The following is an 18,834-nucleotide window of genomic DNA, read 5'->3' as shown; positions in this document are numbered from 1 at the left end:
GTAATTCTTAATTCTTAATTGAATAATTCTTAATTCTATGAACAACGTTTGGCATCCATTTACGATCATCAAAGATGCACCTGAGCCTCTTAAGGTAAAGAGCGGAAAGGGAGCTTATCTCACATTAGAAGACGGAAGGGAAGTTCTGGATTGTATTTCCAGCTGGTGGGTAAATATGCATGGACATTCCCATCCTGATATTGCCAAAGCCATTTATGAGCAGGCAAAAACGCTTGAACATGTTATCTTTGCCGGATTTACGCACGACCCTGCAGAGCAGTTGGCGGAGTTGATCACTCAGGAATTGCCTAAGAATCTGAACAAAGTATTCTTTTCTGATAATGGATCAACCGCTGTGGAAGTTGGAATGAAGATCGCTTATCAGTACTGGAAGAATATTGGTCAGGAGCGAAAAACTTTTATCTGCTTTGAAGGAGCTTATCACGGAGATACGTTGGGAGCGATGTCGGCCGGGGAGCGTTCTATTTTCACCGATGTATTCAAAGACTGGATGTTTGATATGGAAGTGATCCCGTATCCGGAAACATGGATCGGAGATGAGAATCGGGCGAATAAAGAAGATGCCGTTATTGAAGAATTGGAAAGTTTGCTAACCAAGTATCCGGAGAAATACGCCGGTATTTTGATGGAACCACTGGTTCAGGGCGCAGGAGGGATGCGCATGTGTTCCGAAGAGTTTCTCCAAAAAGTACATTGGAGCAACCGACAGTTTGATACTTTGCTGTTGTTTGATGAAGTAATGACGGGATTTGGTCGCACGGGCGACTATTTTGCGTGTAAACGAGCGCAAGTGCAGCCGGACATCATTTGCCTGAGTAAAGGAATTACGGGCGGATTCATGCCGCTTTCGGTTACGGTGAGTAGTGACGAGATCTACGAAAGCTTCAATTCTTCTGATCCGATCAAAACTTTTTGGCATGGACACAGTTATACCGGAAATCCATTGGGCTGTGCTGCAGGAATTGCATCCTGGAAATTGTTGAGAGAAAATGCTCCGGTATTCAAAGGAATGGAAGCCATTCATACCAAACATCTGGAAAAGCTTGCCGATCATCCAAGACTCGAAAAATTCAGAGTAAAAGGAACCATAGCAGCGATGGATATCATCAACGAAGAAGAGGGCGGATATCTGAACTCGGTAGCAGCACGCATCAAAAAAGAATGTGTGGATCATGGATTGTTACTTCGTCCGCTTGGTAATGTGTTGTACCTGATGCCTCCGTACTGTGTGACAGAAGCTGAGCTGGATATGATCTATGGGAAGATTGGGGAGTTGGTTTAAGGGATTAGGTGTTTCTTAGCTGATTTTGTTTATTTTACTCAGGGTGAAATGTTCATCAGTAATATGTTATACTTAAATTGCAGAATATGGATATACAAAGCATAGTTCTTGGATATATATTTTCAACAATTATTTCTACAATTATTCTCTGGATTTTAATAGATAAGCTTGGCTGGAATTATTTGGCAAAAAAGCTTCAAATTCCAAAGAAAGAGCCTGGAATTTTAACGTTACCAATGGGAGTAGTAGAACGTGTTTTGTATACAACAGCTTTTCTTGTTTATGAGCCCACAATTATTGGTATTTGGCTAGTCCTGAAAGTGGCAACACATTGGGGCAGGTGGACAAAAGAAAACCAAAGAGGAACATACAACTTGTTTCTAATTGGTAATGCTTTATCAATAATTTTAAGCTACTTAGGAGCCTCTATAGCTTATCAGGAATTCATCAGGTTTTAAGTATAACAAGCGTTTTAAGTCGGACTCGAACGCGGTTCGGAACTTTAATAATTAAAACCAGACTCGCCGCTTAAACGCAGGGTCGTTATGCAGTTAAGAAAACTAAATGATGCCAGATTTTAGTAGCTATTCATATGATCAGTTAGTTGATAGTTTTCGCAACATCAATCAAAAACTATATCCAGAGAATGTATCTCAGCTCATATCTGAACTAGAAAAAAAGAAACCTGAAAACATTGAATTGATACAAGTTAATTCGGGATATCGATTACTTGATAAAGATCAGATTCCTAAGAAAATAGATAACTATAACGAGGTTTCTTTTTCTTATAGCACAGGAAGTAAAGAGTTCAACTCTAACTTTTTAAAAGTATACATAGCAACAGTTATTCCATTAATTATTGTAGTTCTGATCCGAATTAGAATGAGTGACATTGCTTTTAAAGAAGAACTATTAGTTGGTCTACCAATTCTAATTCTTTTAAGTATCGTCTTTTCTTACTTATATCGAGGGTCTGAAAAAACCATTAGCATAACTTTCAAAAACTCATCTATTGAAGAAATAAGAGGTAAAAAGAACAAAGTGTTTCTTTTGAATGAGTTGAGATCTATTGAAGTAAAAGAAGCAAAGAAAGATTATGTTGACCTTATTAATCTCTACTTTGAAGGTAAAAAGAAGCTGGTTTTTTCAAGCTTTGAACCTAACTATTCCGAGATTAAATCTTTTCTGAAAGAATATTTATCTCAAAGAATGAATTATGAAAAGTATCTATCATCTGGTTCAAATCTTTAACTGCATAACAAGCGTTTTAAGTCGGACTCGAACGCGTTTAACCTCGTTCCGTAGCTCTGCTGCGGAATGACCAATTGAAGCTTAACCTCGTTCCGTAGCTCTGCTGCGGAATGCTCGATTGGAGCTCCTGCTCCGAATACTCTTGATCTATGGGCAGATCGGAGAGTTGGTTTAGTTCTTTAAACTCCTGTTCATTCCATCATTTCGCTGAAAGCGGGGTGATGGAGACTTGAATATGGTTCTGATTTCATTACCAAGCTAAATTTCTTTCCTCTTAGCTAAACTCCATCAGCCGTGCAAAGCCCGACAGATGGATAACTCTTTAAACTGGTTTAAGGGATTAGGTGTTTCTTATCTGATTTTGTTTATTTTAGTGGAGATAAAATGTTTATTGGATTGTACTATTCTTCTTCTAACAACTTTGTTTTTTCAACTCTTAATCCAGATGATATGAACTCAAATAAACTTAAGTTTCCATTGAAAGAAATTGTAATAGATTATTCAGACCAGAAAAGAAACTTTACGATCAATCTATATGAATCGCCAATTGGTGGTCACTTATTAATCGCAAAGGAGGATAAAATTGAACATGATAATGGTGGATATCAATTTGAAGCATACCATGAATCTAATGTTGGCTTGGCCTTAGGAGATTTAAGAAGAAAAATAAAAAAGCATCTTTCTGTTAGATTTTTAGAAAAGATAGCTGGAAAAAATTATCCCAGAAACGATGAATTAGTTGGGCTAATAACTTCTGGTGGAATAGTTGTAGATGGTATATACATTGAATTTGAAAAATTTTCCAAGATGCTTGATTCTTATGAGGGTTTTCAATTCAAATTGATAATAAAAGATAGGCTACAAGAAATTATATAAAAACTGGACCTTAGCAAGTATCTAAAAGAGATTAGGACATTTTTTAAAAACTTAATTTTAAATTTCAGCCACGTTATAACCTCTAAGTTTTTTTTGATTTCAAAGCTCTGCTGCGGAATACTCAGATAAAAGTGATCATTTATTCTATCTTTTGAATAGTGAAATATTCATATATACAATGTTAGAGGCACCGCAAATAAAAATATTAGATTTATGAATTCAGAAGTTTTCAGCATAATAATTGGAGCTATTATTGGAGCTTTTATAAGTTCAATTAGCTACTATTTTAAAAGAAGGCAAGAGCACAAAAAGAAATTAAACAAAATACTTTTTACTATGCTTGAAATATGGGGAATTGTATATCTGATTTCCAAGATTGACGAACAAGATTTACTTGACCAGTATCAAAAATTTTTAAGAAAAAAGGGAGTAGATGTTTCTTATTCAGATGAAGAAAATTCTATTATTAACTATGCTTTAAAGGAATTTAGAAATCATCTTTTAGAACAAAGAAAAAATTTAAGTGGAAAGGATTTGCAAAAAATATACAATGAAGCTATTCAAGAAATTAGCTTTAGTTATCCCATCTTAGCTTACGAAATGAATAAAGATAGAGGTTTAGAAAAGGTTCTAAATTTTGCTGATCAATACTTTGAGAAGGCTAACCAAGCTTTTGATTTTGAATCTGAAGAAGAATTGAAATTTTGGCAAAATGTAAAGCAATACTTTAAAAGTAAAATCGCAGAAGATATTCTTGGGAGCTTAGAAGATGATATAAAAAATATTGCCTGGAAAAGCAGCTATAATAATTGGTTCAAAGCTAGAAAAATAATAAACAGGAAGAAAAATCAAGTCATTTTATCCGATAATTTTATGGAGGAAAACATGCAAGAAATTATAAAAATGGTAGCTAGTACATGATCACATCCCGTACCTCCGGTGCGGAATGTTTTTTCTGACTTTTAAAACAGTACAAGTCTTAACCTAACAATATGTAGAAATGGCTTACAGATCGGTCTTAATAATTTCGATATTAGCTTTTTGGGGATGTTCTGTCAGTAAACTTTCCTATGAGCAGATCAGGGATAATCATACTGAGTTTATAGAAGTAAATATTGGTTCTTCAATTTTTAGTTCAACACCTTCTCGGGCTATACTTTTAAGTGATAGAACTTTAGTTACTGAAAAACGAAATGTGTTTGGTTCCAAGAAAGTAAAATCTGAACATATTAGTTCTTTTATGACTGACTCCCTTTTTTCAATTGTGAAGAGTCAGTATTTCAAATCATTACCTCAAAATGTAGATGATAATTGTACTATTTCTTATCAAGATGAAAATCAGGAAAAGAAAAATATTGGCGGAACAATTACAGATCAGCCCTTGAAATCTATTCGTTATTCAAGTTCATCAACAACAAAAACTATTAAATGGAAAGAATGCCGATCGTTTTCTGATTACGAAATGAAGGAGTTAAAAAATGAACTGGGTTCTGAGGATGAATTTGAATCACTGGTAGAACAAAATGAACAAATCACAAAAAAGCTAGAGATGCTGAATAATTTACATGATACAGTATTATCCTTGAATGAATAGCTTTCCCAAGCTGCATCCCAAGATCTTTTAAGGCTTTAGCGATAGCGGTGACTTAAAAGAAACAGCTCAGGAAGTCTCCTGACTTCCATTACATCCTCTTAGTTTTATTTCATTCCTAGCCAAGCTGTGGAATGCCCAATTGGATCCTGCCTTGTCGGTAGAAAGGACCCTGCTCCTAATAGTCAGGTTAAAATTCTATCTCAATCCGCTTTTGACCAAGATTGCAAAGGATTTACAAGATGAGCAGGATTGAAATAAATCTCATTTGCAGTTTATAAGTAATTTATTCTTATTCATCTAACATTAAACTTAATTGACTGACAATACATGAGAAGCATATTTTCACTTCTGATCCTCATTCCATTTCTGGTTCATTGCTCCTCCGATAAAAACAAAGAACAATCAAACACATCAAGAGAATTTGAAGTTGTTGAAGAATTCAGGATCGAAAGTTCATTAGAAGCAGATCAGTTCTATTTTGTGTCCCCAAGCAATCTTACTATAGGTATAGACGGAAGTATATTTATGGGAGATGCTCAATTACCAACTATCAGCATGTTTGATGCAGAAGGTTCATTCGTTAAAACAATAGGTAAAGAAGGACGAGGTCCCGGAGAATATATAACGGTAGGTGGTTTAGAAACTCTGCCGGATGGAAGAATAGTTTTATGGGATCAAAGAAATGGTCGCGTAAATTTTTATTCCCAAGATGGAGAGTATATCTCCAGCCAGGCTTTTGCTATTGGTTATTATTCAGAAAAAGTGTTTGAAATAGGCTTCAATAAAAACTTCTTCTTTAAAAAGGGAGTATTTGATCCGGAAAAAAGAGAAGTAAAAGAAACAGTTTGGGCTGAATACTCACAGACGGGAGAAGTTTTAGATACATTATTTATTCCAAGAGAAGCATGGGCAGATAAAAGAACTTATGTAGTGTTTTCTAACTCAGGTAATCAATATCCATTTACCGAAACAAATGTCACAGCTGTTCATCCATCCGGATTTTTAGTAACCGGTTATAATGGAGAATATTCTATTAAGCGGTTTAATAATGATTCTTCAGAAGTACTCTATAAAAGAGAGATTCAGAAAGAAAAGGTTAAGGAAGAAGAAATACCTCAATGGAAAAAATTTAACCGAAATTTCGGGGCACAAGTTAACATTCCTGACACAAAGCCTTATTTCAAAAGCATAAAGGTAGATGCTGACAGGAGAATTTGGGTTTGGAGATATGTTGAAGCCATGCAAAGGAGTGATGTTTACCCACGTTTAGAAAACAGCTGGTGGGAGCAGCCCACATTTGATGTGTTTCTTGAAAGTGGAGAGTTCTATGGAACAGTGAAGTTACCTTTTAATGTGAAATTCAAGGAAGCTAAAGGCGAAAACGTGTGGGCAATACATACCGATGAAAATGGAGAAAAGACTGTGGTTCAGTATAAACTATCTGCTTTATGATGGATTTTGCTTTAAAAAAAACCTTAGCTTTGTAGTTAAAAGCTTGCAGGATCTCCTGCTCCTAATAAATCCTGTTATAATTCTATCTCAATTCGCTTTTGACCAAGATTTTAAAGGATTTACAAGATGAGCAGGATTGAAAATTAGCTGAGAAATAATCCTGCTGATCAATTAATCCCACAAAAATTTTGCTTCAATGAATTGAGAGAATTACATATCTACTGCGAAACTCAATCCACTCCAGGTTAAATACAATCCCATCCGGTTTAACAGATTTAAACTAATTCCCATCTTTTCAAGCTGTACCTTTCCATTGTGAAAAATTTCGCAAACATATTCTTTCTGACCGTTCTGGTTGCGGTACCATCTTTGGTACAATCAGACTATTCAGTTTCTAATGCAGATGAATATAAGCTTGTTCAAACAGCGGCAGCCACTTCCGATACGGGAGTGCCTGCGAATGGAATTTACGATCCATTTTTGCTTTTTAGTGCAGAGGCTAATTTTTCTTTTTCAGTTAGAATTCCAAAGCCGGAAGTTTCTGAGAAATTACAGGACCGATTTTCAAAAGAAGCCCAAAGCAGTACTTCCCATCCAAATAACACCGAATCATTCATAGTTTCCTCCAATCAACTTGATATCGGTTTATCCGTTAAAAAACTGATTTATCCTTTCCATTCTTTTCTGTAGAAGAGTGACAAACTGAACACACCGTTCAATCAAACTTTTTTTAATTAATATCGATGAATCCTAAGGATCAATGTGTCGGTATGTCACTATTATCTATAATTATATCAAATATGAAATTCGATTTAAGTTCATTAATTATAACAGCAATTGCACTGTTAGCATTTATTATTCCCGTAACAATTGACCAGAGAAACAAAAGGAAGACTTCTAAGATCCTTAAACAGTTGATTAGTTACGCAAAAACACTAAAATTAACCGTTGAAAAGTCAGCTGTATTTCAGCATGAATATGCGCTGGGAATAGATACCAAACAGAAAACATTGATCTATTTAAGTAAAGAGATCAATGAATCAGTTGAGAGCGTATACGATCTGACCCATATATCAAATTGCATATTGCATCAATCTGAATTGACAGATAAAGATTCAGACATAAACAAAATTGGATTTTTGAGACTTCAGTTTAATGATGCTAAAACTCAGCCGGTAGATCTTATAATTTATAAAATGAAGAAGAATCTGGCTTACACAGAAGAGGAGAGCAAAGCAAAGAAGCTTGTTAAGGATATAAAGTCAATGATTTGTTAATTACAAAGAGGCAACGATGGTTTTTGTTGCCTCTTAAACTTTAAAATTAGAAATAATATCTAAGTCCAACAGCTCCGTTTCCTGCAAATTTTGTATCGGGAGCCAGATCCACAATCGGAACAGCCTCCACGAACATATCAAAGGGGATATTCTTAAATACATAATTGAGCCCAAATGGTAATCTGACACCTAATTTTGCGTCGCTATCCAAAATAGTTCTAGCTCCGATACCATAGTAAAAAGCTAAATTAGAATTATCCTCGAACCAACTGTGAAAAAGTAAATCCGAATGAAGATGAAGCGCTTCTGTTTTGTCAGATAAAGACCAAGCCGCTCCAATATCAAACGCGGTATTATCAGATAACCACTTTTTGACGGTAAGTCCGCTTGGTTCTCCAACCATGACACCTATCCCAAAATTGTCACCTTTTTGTTGAGCATTTAATGATTCAAAACTGCCCGAAATCCCAATAACAAAAAGTAAAAGGAAAAAATATTTCAGTCGTGTTTTCAAGAAATCACTCATCTTTGCTTGAAAGTAAAGCCCAGGCTGTTGCACCGGCAATTAAAGCTAGTCCACCCAGAGCCAGCCCAATGTTCACATCTCTTTGTACACGTTCTGCTTTAGACAGGTAACTTGAGCCAACGCCGTTCTTTGCAATCGCTCGTTCAATTTTTTCGATTCTGTTTTCCACTTCGCTGATTGTCTTTTCTTTCAAACTCATTTTTTATAGTTAGATTAAATTTTCTTAGTTCTACTTGTCTAACATGGAAATAGGGAAATCAGTTTCGGATTTTAATACTTTTTTGTTGATGAATAGCTTTTGCTGAATAAATATGTAGTTCACATACTATCAATTTTGAACTACAGATTTAATTCGGCTATCTGATTAATCCGGGGTTCAAAAATTTAAAAATGTGAAAAAGAGCTAGTTTAAGTTTTTCGAGTTTATAACCCATTTAGGGTTGATTACTGCTGAGAAAGAGTAAGATTCGGACCTCCCCGGTTATGTAACAAATTGTTGGGCAGTAAGTAGTTCTCCTCCTGTTGTAGGAGGAGACAGAGGAGGTCTTTAACATCTTATAATTAAATTCATTACTGTGAAGGCAGGAATCTGAATTGTAATAATAGACGGTAAGCTTCAACTAGATCCAGATCTCGGGCATACGCCGCGAGATGACTTTGTCTAGTTACAACCCTGTCAGGGTTAAAATTCAATCAGCTCAGTTTCTCTAGTAACGCATAAAGCATCACCGCAGCGGCAACCGAAACGTTAAGCGAGTGCTTTTGACCAAACTGCGGGATGGCTACAAATTCGTCCATTAATTCGAGAATTTCGGAATCGATACCGGTGACTTCATTTCCCATCACCAAACAGATCTTATCGTGGCTATTAACATCAAGTTTGTTGAGGGAAATACTTCCTGTTGTCTGCTCCATCCCCAAAATGGAATATCCATCTTCTTTAAGTGATTCAATGATCTCAGTAGCCGTTTCAAAATGTCTCCATTCAACAAATTTCTCGGCACCAATAGCTGTTTTGTTGATCTCAGGTCGGGGAGGAGTGGGAGTATATCCGGTAAGAATCAATTCAGAAATTCCGAATGCATCCGAAGAACGAAAAACAGAGCCCACATTATGCAGACTTCTAATATTATGAAGGATGACTTTTACCTCAGCTAATTTAGCCGGCGGCTTTTGAGACAGATTCTCTTCAAGTATTTCTTTGGTAGTTAGTTTTTTAGGCATCTTCGCTTTTATTTGTCCTAAAATAGAAACTAATACATACTTTTGTACGGATTCTTTGAGTGGTTTTGGGGGAGTGAGTTAGGGTTATGGTTGAAGATGTTAGGTGATTGGTCACAGAAACTGATTATTATCTTTTTTTGAATTAATATGTCATTCCTGTGGATTTAAAGTAATTCGCTGACATTTTAGTAGCGATAGCTCTAGAAAAAATTCGCCCTTAGTATTTAAGACGGAGAAGAGAACATGATCCGGATGCGTCTGCGAAGCAGGAATAATCCTTTCCGGTGAGAAATCTAGAACTGCATCAGATCGAACGAAGACCTTTAGGATTATTCAGCGCAGGATCAGTGAACCCGTCTTAAATACTTCGGCTTGATCTTTTGCTACTTTTGTATCAAGACAAAAGTAGGTACCCTTGTGCTAAGTTAAGCCTTTTTGTAGGTTTCGGTTCTTTGGTTATATGTACTTTTGTGCCGCTACTGAGCTTCCTCAGCACAGGCTCCAGTACCAAAAGCTCCCGACAAGAATTATTGGTGCGAACTCCATTGCATAGACTAATCATTACAAAAGGTCTTCGTTCTAACTGAACACATTCAAGAATCATCCTGAGTGTAATGATTGCTCCTTCGGAGCCGTCGATTTCATTACGTTCTTTCCTCGCCAATAATTCTAAAGGTCGGTGTAGTTGGAAGCTTTTTCTGAAATCATCAAGATTATAAACAAATCAATTTTTGTAAGTGAATTATCTAACATCAACAAGGGTGACCTTACTTTTCATCTAGCGGAGTATGTCCGAGATCCTAATTTATTTAAAGGGAAAACCCGTGATGGTAATCCGGATTCCTGCTTCCAATTAGGAAGTCAAAAGCCTATCATTGGACACAAATTTATACCATGTCCAAAGAACCACGCAAAGCCGCACTGGCTTTTATTTTTATTACCGTTTTAATTGATGTGATCGGACTTGGAATTATAATCCCGATCATTCCCGCACTTATTGTAGAGCTTACAGGTGAAGGACTATCAAAAGCAGCTCTTTACGGCGGTTGGCTGATGTTTGTGTATGCATTCACACAATTTATATGTGCTCCTTTGATAGGAGCTCTCAGTGATCGTTTTGGTCGGCGACCGGTTCTGTTGTTATCGCTGTTTGGATTTGGGATCGATTACATATTGATCGGTTTTGCCCCAAATATTTTCTGGTTGTTTATCGCCCGCTTTATTTCAGGATTAACAGGAGCGAGCATAACTACGGCAAGTGCCTACATTGCTGATATCAGTTCTCCGGAAAAACGTTCACAAAACTTTGGGTTGATCGGAGCCGCATTCGGTTTAGGGTTTATAATTGGTCCTGTGATCGGTGGTCTTTTAGGGCAATACGGAACTAGAGTCCCGTTTTTTGCTGCTGCGGGACTTACATTACTGAATGTAGCATATGGATATTTTATTCTTCCTGAATCACTTCCCAAAGAAAACCGACGTAAGTTTGAACTTAAAAGAGCTAATCCGATGGGATCACTAAAACAATTGAAATCATTTCCTGGGATTTCAGGATTAGTGATCGTTTTTGGACTGATATATCTCGCTAGTCATGCCACTCAAAGCACATGGACTTATTACACAATGGAGAAATTCTTATGGGATGAGAAGATGGTAGGTATTTCGCTGGGCGTTGTTGGACTTTGTGTCGCCATCGTCCAGGGAGGATTAACACGAATTGTAATTCCAAAGATCGGGGAAGTTAAATCAGTTTATTTTGGACTGATAATGTATTGTTTAGGCTTTTTAGGGTTTGCTTTTTCGCCCACGGGAGCCATCATGATGGCAATGATAGTTCCATATTGCCTGGGAGGATTTGCAGGACCATCGTTACAGGGAATTGTGTCAAATCAGGTTCCACAAAATCAGCAGGGTGAGCTTCAGGGAGCTTTAACTAGTTTAGTTAGTTTTACTTCTATCTTTGGTCCGCCCATGATGACCGGTTTGTTCGGATATTTTACTTCAGATGCGGCACCTTTTCAGTTTTCAGGAGCACCATTTTTTATGGGAGCAGTTCTGGTTTTAGGAGCCCTCGTATTTGCCATTCGAATTCTCAGTAGGAAAAGCGTAGTTGACGCATAAACAGAAATTCTATTAATTATTAGAAAAACACTCTAATAACTCTTATTTTCAGAGAGTTGAAGGGCAGCCGAAAGGTGAGCTCTTCTTTTTATTTCAGAAACCGAATACAAGAAAGATCATGAGTAAGATCCAATATTTATCGCAGGAAGGGTACGATAAACTAGATGCAGAATTAAAAGACCTTAAAACAAGAGGTCGTAAAGAAGTTGCTGAAGATATCGCTGAAGCACGTGCAAAAGGTGATCTAAGTGAGAATGCAGAATACGATGCTGCTAAAGAGGCGCAGGGACATATGGAAGATCGTATTACAAAACTAGAGGACATTCTTGCAAACGCTCGTGTTTTAGATGCATCAGAACTTGATCTGTCACAGGTACGAGTTTTAACCAAAGTCACTATTCTGAATAAAAAGATGAACAAGGAGATGCAATATACTTTGGTTTCTCCAAATGAAGCTGATTTTAAAGCCGGTAAAATTTCTATTGAATCTCCGATCGGTCAGGCATTAGTAGGGAAAGCAGTTGGTGATGTTGTAACAGTGAAAGTACCTGCAGGCGAGCTTGAATTAGAGATCAAGAAAATCGAAATCTAAATAGACCAGGCTTTGGAAAAAAAGCTCATTGACGTATATCCTTACAGAATAAACGGCAAGAACGTTGAGTTTTTGATATTAAAGCGTTCATCCCAAAAAATATATGCCAATCAATGGCGAATGATAGGCGGTAAAGTTGAAGAAGGGGAAACCTTTTGGCAAGCTGCTTTAAGAGAGTTGAAGGAAGAGATTTCAGAAAAGCCTTCTGGTTTCTGGACAGTTCCATCGGTTAACTCTTTTTATGAACACAAAACTGATACCATTCACCAAATTCCGGCATTTGCAGCAAAAATAGAATGGACTGATGAACGTATTAAACTGGATGACGAACATTCCGGATATTTATGGGTTAAAGCTGACCAAATCAATGAGTATATTCATTGGCCGGAACAAAAAAGATTGATACGACTGATAAACGATATCCTAATCAACCAACAAATCCTACCAGAGTGGATCATAGATCTGAAATAGCTAAATTATTTTCTTTCATTTTTGTTTGGTTGATAACCTGCAGTACACTGATTTCTCAGGATAATTACGGTAAATATAAATTTATACCAGCTCCTGATGTATGGTACAACTCTGTTGACGGAGTTCGATTGGGAATCAGGGTTTTAGGTGAACTCGAAGGTTCTTTTAAAGATGGTCCTCATAGATTAGATGCCGGTTTGTGGTTGGGGACAAATTTCCCTGATAATCCGGTTTCTTACTATCTCAGTTTTACAGAGCCCGTAAAGTCAATTTCAGATTTTGGTGAAGAGGGAAGCATTCAGGCAGTTTCAAGTATAAGAACGGGATTTTCAAGCCATTCTCTTTCATTGAATAAACGCTGGCAAGACGGTTTTAATGAACTCAGATACAAAGAACTTTCCGCTTCTTTTTCTCAACAAAAGATGTATGAAGTTGCGTACCGACCATATCCAATACAATGGTCTTCAACTTGGAAATCATTAGCAGGCATTGAGTTTATGTTGCACAACGAATCTGATGAGAAGATTTTTGAATTAAATCTGGATCTTCAACAGAATCTCAATCCTGAAAGCCCTTCATTTTCGGTTTTAAATGCTGAAATATGGAATGTGTTGTCTTTAAATGAGCAATTTGGCTTAGCATTGCGATTATTTGGGGGATTTACGTCTGAAAATACAGCTCCTGAATTTTTGTACACGGCTAGTTATGCTCAACCGATCAACTGGCTTGGAAACGGTATCAGCAGAGCCAAAGGAACAATTCCAACAAGCTGGCTTGATAATGGTTTAGCTCAGGTTTCAGGTGGTGGGAACCTCAGAGGTTATACTGATACTCAATATTCTGATCTGAGTGTTGCAGGTTTTAATTCCATTGTAGCCCTGAATACCGAATTCGAATTTCCGAATCCGATCAATAGTTCTCTGAAGAATGGGATGATAGGTGAGTTCGTGTTTTTAAAAAGCTATGTTTTTGCTGATGCAGGTACTGTTTTTGAAGATAATCCTGTATTACTTGACGCAGGAGTTGGACTTCAGTTTTCAATAAATATTCCTGATTTTCTGGGAAAGCCCCGGGGGTTTGCCATCAGATATGAAGTTCCTTTCTGGATATCGGAACCTGATGCCGGAAAATCAAACTTTGAGTTTAGAAATTTGATCGGTTTTGGAGCTGTAATCTCACTTTGATATGAAAGTACTGGTTATAAATTGTGGTAGTTCTTCTATTAAGTATCAATTGATACATACTGAAGACAAAGAAACGCTTTGCAAAGGCTTAGTGGAAAGGATCGGTGCAGTTACTTCCATTATCAGGCAGGAATGGAAAGGAGAAAAGCCGGTCAAGAAATCTCTTGCTTTAGATAATCATACGATTGCTCTCAAAACCGTTATGGAGTTACTTGTTGATGCTGATAATGATTATCTGTCGTCACTGGATGAAATTGAGGCTGTGGGGCATCGCGTTGTTCACGGTGGCGAGACATTCAAAGATTCCGTACTTATTGATGAAGATGTAGAAGAAGCTATACAGGAAGCTTTTGATATCGCTCCGTTGCATAATCCCCCTAATTTACAGGGAATAAGAGCTGCTAAAGAGCATCTGCCAAACGTTCCGCATGTTGCTGTTTTTGATACAGCTTTTCATCAAACGTTACCTTCAAAAGCGTATTTGTATGGTATTCCAAACCGGCTTTATCGCAGATATAAAATTCGGAGATACGGATTTCACGGAACCTCTCATTACTACGTAAGCCGGAAGTATTACAAATTAGCTGATATAAAAAAGAAGGGTTCCAAAATTATTACCTGTCATTTAGGAAATGGAGCTTCTATCACTGCCATTAAAGATGGTGAATCTATCGATACAAGCATGGGTTTTACTCCATTAGAGGGTTTGGTAATGGGAACACGTTCCGGTGACATCGATCCTTCTATCTTATTCTACCTCATAGAGAAAGAGGAATTATCTTTGGCTAATGTTCATGCACTTTTAAACAAACACAGTGGTTTGCTAGGACTCAGTGGTTATGCCGCAGATATGAGAGACTTGATTGAAGAAGCGGAAGATGGCGACAAGCGATCTCAGGAGGCAATTGATGTTTTTTGTTATCGGGCTAAGAAATACATAGGGTCGTACATTGCAAGTATGAATGGGGTGGATGCAATTATCTTTACCGGAGGAATAGGTGAAAATTCTTCTTTAATAAGATCTAAAATACTTTCGGATATGAGTTCGTTTGGTATAGAAATAGATGAGAGTAAAAATAATTTATCCGGAGAGAAACCATTGATCAGTTCTGAAGATTCTAAAGTTGGAGTGTATGTTATCCCAACCAATGAAGAACTTGTAATCGCTATTGATGCTGCAAAGATTGCAATTACATCAAAGCAAACTCCTTGGGCCTGATGAAAAATAATATCAGAATTTTAATTCTTTTGCCGGTGTTTTTTTTGATGGCATGTTCCACAACAACATGGATCGTAGAAAGTCAGGAAGAAGTTGATCGTGGGGATTATAAGCTGTTGGAATCAAAGCTTTTTTTGCAAAAAACAGGAACGGTTACTCCTGAGTTGCCTGTGGCTCAGTTTAAGCTTAAATCAGCAAATACATTTGAATACGCTTTAAGAATAAAAACCAACCGATACATACAACGGTATCGTCCAAGATTAGGATACATGGCACTAGGTATTAGTGCCGCTGCATTGGGAGGTTATACTGCGTTAGAGTTTTCAGATCCGAATAAACAAGGTCAACAGATCGCACTACTGGGAGCCAGTTCGGCTTTATTGGGAATCTCTTTTTTGAATATGAAGCCTATCGGAGATCCTCAGCCAACGGGAGAAACAAGGTTATTACGAAAAACCGGTGATTATGTAGATACAGACACATTAGATGCAGCTGTAAATACTCCACAAAATGCATCGTACTTGATCCATTATAATGATCAGGTTTTGGTTGAGAAAAATAATGTGAGCTTATCTCAGAATAGCTTAACCGTTAATTTTTTAGAAGAACTAAATCCCGATATTTTCCCTGGTCAGGAAGATATATTTATTGAACTAGATGTGACTTTCAATGATAGTTTATATAACTATGAGGTTCCTATTAAATCGATATTTGACCCGTTTGTAGTAGTAAAAACCACTGTAACTGCATTAAGGAATCAAGCCAGAATAAGCTCAAATAATATTCTAACGGATCTTGCTCAGGGAAGTCAGCTAAAATTAGTTGAAGCACAAGGAGATTGGATCAAGGTTTTATATGGTATTTCTGAAAACTGGGTCTCTTCTAGCGACGTGGATATTATTTGGCGTCCCTCTCAATTTTCGCGAGAATTATCCGTAGTCGCTATTCCTAATGTGCCTTTTGGAAGTGTGGACGTTGAAAGAGATATACCAAGTTTGGCAGAAGAGGATAGAAGTCGATGGGGTTTTATTATAGCCAATCAGGCTTATGAAGGTGATCTGCCTGAAAAGGCCTATGCACACCGTGACGGGCAATTGATAGAGAAATACATGAACGATGCTTTAGGAATTGTTCCGACTCAAACGATCAAATTTCAGGATATATCAGGTAACCAAACAGCCGTAAATGGTTTTAATCGATTGGTTTCCAGAATCAATAATCGTCAGGTAGATCTGATGGTTTACTTAAATGGTTATGCAGAAATCGATCCCAGAACGGATAAAGTATATTTTTTGGGAACGACATCAGATAGTGCCGCTTCAAGAATAGATTTGAATTCCCTACTTGATGGGTTTGCCAATCTACCGGTGCAAAACCTGACAATAATAGCAGATATTGATTTTATTCGGGGATCTTCAAAACAAAATTCTCTTGACCTTCTTGCTGCTACCATTACAAATCAAATTCCAAATTCTACGGTAGTTTTTGCTTCCAGTACTGATCAAAGATCATATATCTATGCTGAGCCTAACGGAGTGCAAAAAAGGCATACTATATTCACGTATTTTCTTGCTGATGCCCTCAAAAAAGGAAATGTAAACTGGGCTGATATCAGAAGTTATTTGGATAGAAACGTGTCATTTACTTCCCGAAGCATTTTCAATGCAGCTCAGGATATTCGCTTTTTTGGAAGTGATTCCTTAAGCCTTATTGACTGATGGGATTTTTGTTTCTTACACTGAGTGCCGTTTTCTCTCTTTCTGTTGCTCAGGTTTTAAAATTTATTGAAGTGCGTTCCTTACGGGTATTAAATGTGCTGGTGAACAATTATTTGGTTGCTGTTGTAATTAGTGTTTTTTCGACCGATTGGAATGGTTTTGAAGAACAGACAGGCTTGATCCCAATTCTTATCCATTCTGCCATTCTTGGGTTTTTGTTCATTGCCAATTTTATGATCTACAGCAAAAGTATTGATAAAAATGGAATGGGAATCAGCATCGCCGCGATGAGAATGTCATTAGTGTTTCCAATTCTTTTAAGCTTGATGGTCTATAATGAAGATGTAACAACTGGGCTGATCCTTGGGATAATACTCTCTTTCGTATCTTTATTATTGTTAGTTCCTTCACTCAAAAAAGATCGTAGAGTACAACTAAAGTTCGCTGTTTTGCCGGTTCTGCTTTTCTTTATTTCAGGAATCACTGATTCCGGGCTAAAGGTTTTCGAACGAGAATTTTCATTGTTTTTTGATGAATCTCAGTTTTTATCAGCACTCTTCTTTTTCGCTTTTTTAACAGGATCTGTAGTTCTTTTAGTTCGAGGTCAATTTAATTTCAAAATGAAAGAGTTGATATATGGAGTAATACTCGGGGTCGTGAATTTATATTCCTCATATTTTATATTGTTGGCGCTTAAAGAGATTCCGGGGTCAGTTGTTTTTCCTTTAGTGAACTTGAGCATTGTTTTTGCAGGAACTTTTATAGGTGTTATCTTCTGGAAAGATCGACCTGATAAAAGACAATGGGTCGGTTTGGCATTAGCTTCAATATCAATTTTTTTACTGGTTGCCTGATATGAGTATCATTAAATCTATTAGAGAAAAAGCCGCATCACATAAAAAAAGAATCGTACTCCCAAGATCATCCGATGAGCGTGTAATAAAAGCTGCTCAGTTTCTGCAGGATGAAGGATTGGCTGATGTAATTCTTCTCAGAAATAAAGATTCCAAGGTTGAAACTCTGAATATTGAAGTTCTTGATCCTGAAACTGATGAGAAACTCAAAGAATTTGCAGAAGCTTTTTATCAGAAAAGAAAACACAAAGGAATCACCGAAGAGCAAGCTTTAGAGATAATAAAAGATCCTTTGTTTTTCGGAGCGTCTTTGGTTTCAGCGGGATATGCTGACGGCTGTGTTGCCGGTTCAGTTTCAACAACTGGTGATGTTCTGAAAGCCGCCATTCAAACCATCGGACTCAAAAAAGGCTCTAATGTAGTTTCCAGTATTTTCCTGATGAGCTTTCCGGATGGTAAAGTGTTTTCTTATGGAGATTGTGCGGTAGTTCCATATCCAACCTCAGATCAATTAGCTACCATAGCTTTTGATTCTGCTGTCTCACACAAATTGATAACTGGAGATGAACCTAAAGTTGCCATGCTTTCATTCAGTACTAAAGGAAGTGCTCAACATGAAAGGGTGGAGTTGGTTCAACAAGCTTTCGAGAAATTGAAAGAATACAATATAGATTTTGTAGTTGATGGAGAGCTTCAATTCGATACGGCTTTTGTTGAATCCGTAGGAAAACGAAAAGCACCAAACTCAGAAGTAGCCGGTAATGCAAATGTTTATATTTTTCCGAATCTGGATGCAGGAAATATTGCTTATAAGATCACTGAACGTCTAGCGGGCGCAACAGCTACAGGGCCAATCATACAAGGACTCGCAAAACCGATGATGGATCTTTCCCGTGGTTGTGAATGGGATGATATTGTTAATACGGCTTGTGTTTGTAGTTTGATGGGTTAGTTATCTTTTTACAGTCATCCTTGTAGGATGATAGATAATTCGCTGACAAAATTTCTTTATACCAACCTCAATATTGCAAGCAGTCATCCCGAATTTATTTCGGGATCTTACGTAAAGACTTTTAGTCTATTCTTGTTTACCATCCTCTTAAGGTATCATACCAATCCTCTAACGCTGGATTGTTTTGCTTTACCAGATTCCATGTCCATTATTTATGCCC

Annotated in this window: 20 protein-coding genes; 17 read left to right on the top strand and 3 right to left on the bottom strand. The window is 37.1% G+C overall.

What is annotated here, in order from left to right:
- Window positions 1-37 precede the first annotated feature (37 nt).
- The 9 genes from bioA to A8B79_RS01090 all read left to right on the top strand — a co-directional run bounded on the left by bioA (window position 38) and on the right by A8B79_RS01090 (window position 7,753).
- Complete coding sequence (gene bioA, locus A8B79_RS01130; RefSeq protein WP_066216955.1) at window positions 38-1,303, top strand: adenosylmethionine--8-amino-7-oxononanoate transaminase; 1,266 nt, start codon at window positions 38-40, stop codon at window positions 1,301-1,303.
- Window positions 1,304-1,389: 86 nt separating this feature from the next.
- On the top strand, window positions 1,390-1,761 hold the full coding sequence (locus A8B79_RS01125; protein ID WP_066216952.1) for a hypothetical protein: 372 nt from the start codon (window positions 1,390-1,392) through the stop codon (window positions 1,759-1,761).
- A 106-nt stretch (window positions 1,762-1,867) separates the two neighbouring features.
- Entirely contained in the window at window positions 1,868-2,554 is a 687-nt protein-coding gene (locus tag A8B79_RS01120; protein ID WP_153038314.1) for a hypothetical protein, read from the top strand.
- A 450-nt stretch (window positions 2,555-3,004) separates the two neighbouring features.
- Window positions 3,005-3,430 (top strand): DUF7686 domain-containing protein, encoded by a 426-nt coding sequence (locus A8B79_RS01115; protein WP_153038313.1) that lies wholly within the window; start codon window positions 3,005-3,007, stop codon window positions 3,428-3,430.
- 213 nt (window positions 3,431-3,643) lie between these two features.
- On the top strand, window positions 3,644-4,351 hold the full coding sequence (locus A8B79_RS01110) for a hypothetical protein (RefSeq protein WP_066216941.1): 708 nt from the start codon (window positions 3,644-3,646) through the stop codon (window positions 4,349-4,351).
- Between the two features lie 79 nt (window positions 4,352-4,430).
- Window positions 4,431-5,024 (top strand): hypothetical protein, encoded by a 594-nt coding sequence (locus A8B79_RS01105; protein WP_066216938.1) that lies wholly within the window; start codon window positions 4,431-4,433, stop codon window positions 5,022-5,024.
- 327 nt (window positions 5,025-5,351) lie between these two features.
- Window positions 5,352-6,476, top strand: coding sequence for a 6-bladed beta-propeller (locus A8B79_RS01100; RefSeq protein ID WP_066216935.1), 1,125 nt, complete (start codon window positions 5,352-5,354; stop codon window positions 6,474-6,476).
- A 315-nt stretch (window positions 6,477-6,791) separates the two neighbouring features.
- Window positions 6,792-7,166 carry a hypothetical protein gene (locus A8B79_RS01095; protein WP_066216933.1) on the top strand — a complete coding sequence of 125 codons (375 nt, stop codon included), beginning with the start codon at window positions 6,792-6,794 and terminating at the stop codon, window positions 7,164-7,166.
- 110 nt (window positions 7,167-7,276) lie between these two features.
- Window positions 7,277-7,753 (top strand): hypothetical protein, encoded by a 477-nt coding sequence (locus A8B79_RS01090; protein ID WP_066216930.1) that lies wholly within the window; start codon window positions 7,277-7,279, stop codon window positions 7,751-7,753.
- A 46-nt stretch (window positions 7,754-7,799) separates the two neighbouring features.
- On the opposite strand, the gene A8B79_RS01085 is transcribed toward A8B79_RS01090, so the two are convergent.
- From A8B79_RS01085 to A8B79_RS01075, 3 genes are all read right to left on the bottom strand, one after another.
- Window positions 7,800-8,267, bottom strand: a complete 468-nt coding sequence (locus tag A8B79_RS01085; protein ID WP_235603514.1) for a hypothetical protein — start codon at window positions 8,265-8,267, stop codon at window positions 7,800-7,802.
- Between the two features lie 4 nt (window positions 8,268-8,271).
- Window positions 8,272-8,478: a hypothetical protein gene (locus A8B79_RS01080; RefSeq protein WP_066216925.1), complete on the bottom strand. Its 207-nt coding sequence runs from the start codon at window positions 8,476-8,478 to the stop codon at window positions 8,272-8,274.
- A 494-nt stretch (window positions 8,479-8,972) separates the two neighbouring features.
- Window positions 8,973-9,503, bottom strand: coding sequence for an RNA methyltransferase (locus A8B79_RS01075; protein ID WP_066216923.1), 531 nt, complete (start codon window positions 9,501-9,503; stop codon window positions 8,973-8,975).
- Between the two features lie 894 nt (window positions 9,504-10,397).
- On the opposite strand from A8B79_RS01075, the gene A8B79_RS01065 reads away from it, so the two are divergent.
- The 8 genes from A8B79_RS01065 (at window position 10,398) to pta (ending at window position 18,614) form a co-directional block, all read left to right on the top strand.
- Window positions 10,398-11,624: a TCR/Tet family MFS transporter gene (locus A8B79_RS01065; protein ID WP_066216915.1), complete on the top strand. Its 1,227-nt coding sequence runs from the start codon at window positions 10,398-10,400 to the stop codon at window positions 11,622-11,624.
- 118 nt (window positions 11,625-11,742) lie between these two features.
- Window positions 11,743-12,216 carry a transcription elongation factor GreA gene (gene greA / locus A8B79_RS01060; RefSeq protein WP_066216912.1) on the top strand — a complete coding sequence of 158 codons (474 nt, stop codon included), beginning with the start codon at window positions 11,743-11,745 and terminating at the stop codon, window positions 12,214-12,216.
- A gap of 12 nt (window positions 12,217-12,228) precedes the next feature.
- Entirely contained in the window at window positions 12,229-12,687 is a 459-nt protein-coding gene (locus A8B79_RS01055; protein WP_066216909.1) for an NUDIX domain-containing protein, read from the top strand.
- A complete protein-coding gene (locus tag A8B79_RS01050) occupies window positions 12,666-13,871 on the top strand; it encodes a hypothetical protein (protein WP_066216906.1) in 1,206 nt (401 codons plus the stop codon). Before A8B79_RS01055 ends, A8B79_RS01050 begins: the two co-directional genes overlap by 22 nt.
- Before the next feature lies 1 nt (window position 13,872).
- The gene (locus tag A8B79_RS01045; protein ID WP_066216903.1) at window positions 13,873-15,090 is read left to right on the top strand and encodes an acetate/propionate family kinase; all 1,218 of its coding nucleotides are present in this window, start codon (window positions 13,873-13,875) and stop codon (window positions 15,088-15,090) included.
- Window positions 15,090-16,808, top strand: coding sequence for a hypothetical protein (locus A8B79_RS01040; protein ID WP_066216901.1), 1,719 nt, complete (start codon window positions 15,090-15,092; stop codon window positions 16,806-16,808). The genes A8B79_RS01045 and A8B79_RS01040 overlap by 1 nt, the downstream gene beginning before the upstream one ends.
- Complete coding sequence (locus A8B79_RS01035) at window positions 16,808-17,662, top strand: EamA family transporter (RefSeq protein ID WP_066216898.1); 855 nt, start codon at window positions 16,808-16,810, stop codon at window positions 17,660-17,662. The genes A8B79_RS01040 and A8B79_RS01035 overlap by 1 nt, the downstream gene beginning before the upstream one ends.
- A gap of 1 nt (window position 17,663) precedes the next feature.
- On the top strand, window positions 17,664-18,614 hold the full coding sequence (gene pta / locus A8B79_RS01030) for a phosphate acetyltransferase (RefSeq protein WP_066216895.1): 951 nt from the start codon (window positions 17,664-17,666) through the stop codon (window positions 18,612-18,614).
- The last annotated feature ends 220 nt before the right edge of the window (window positions 18,615-18,834 follow it).

It is taken from the genome of Balneola sp. EhC07, assembly GCF_001650905.1.
Lineage (GTDB): Bacteria > Bacteroidota > Rhodothermia > Balneolales > Balneolaceae > Balneola.
This window is presented reverse-complemented; position numbering and strand designations above follow the sequence as displayed.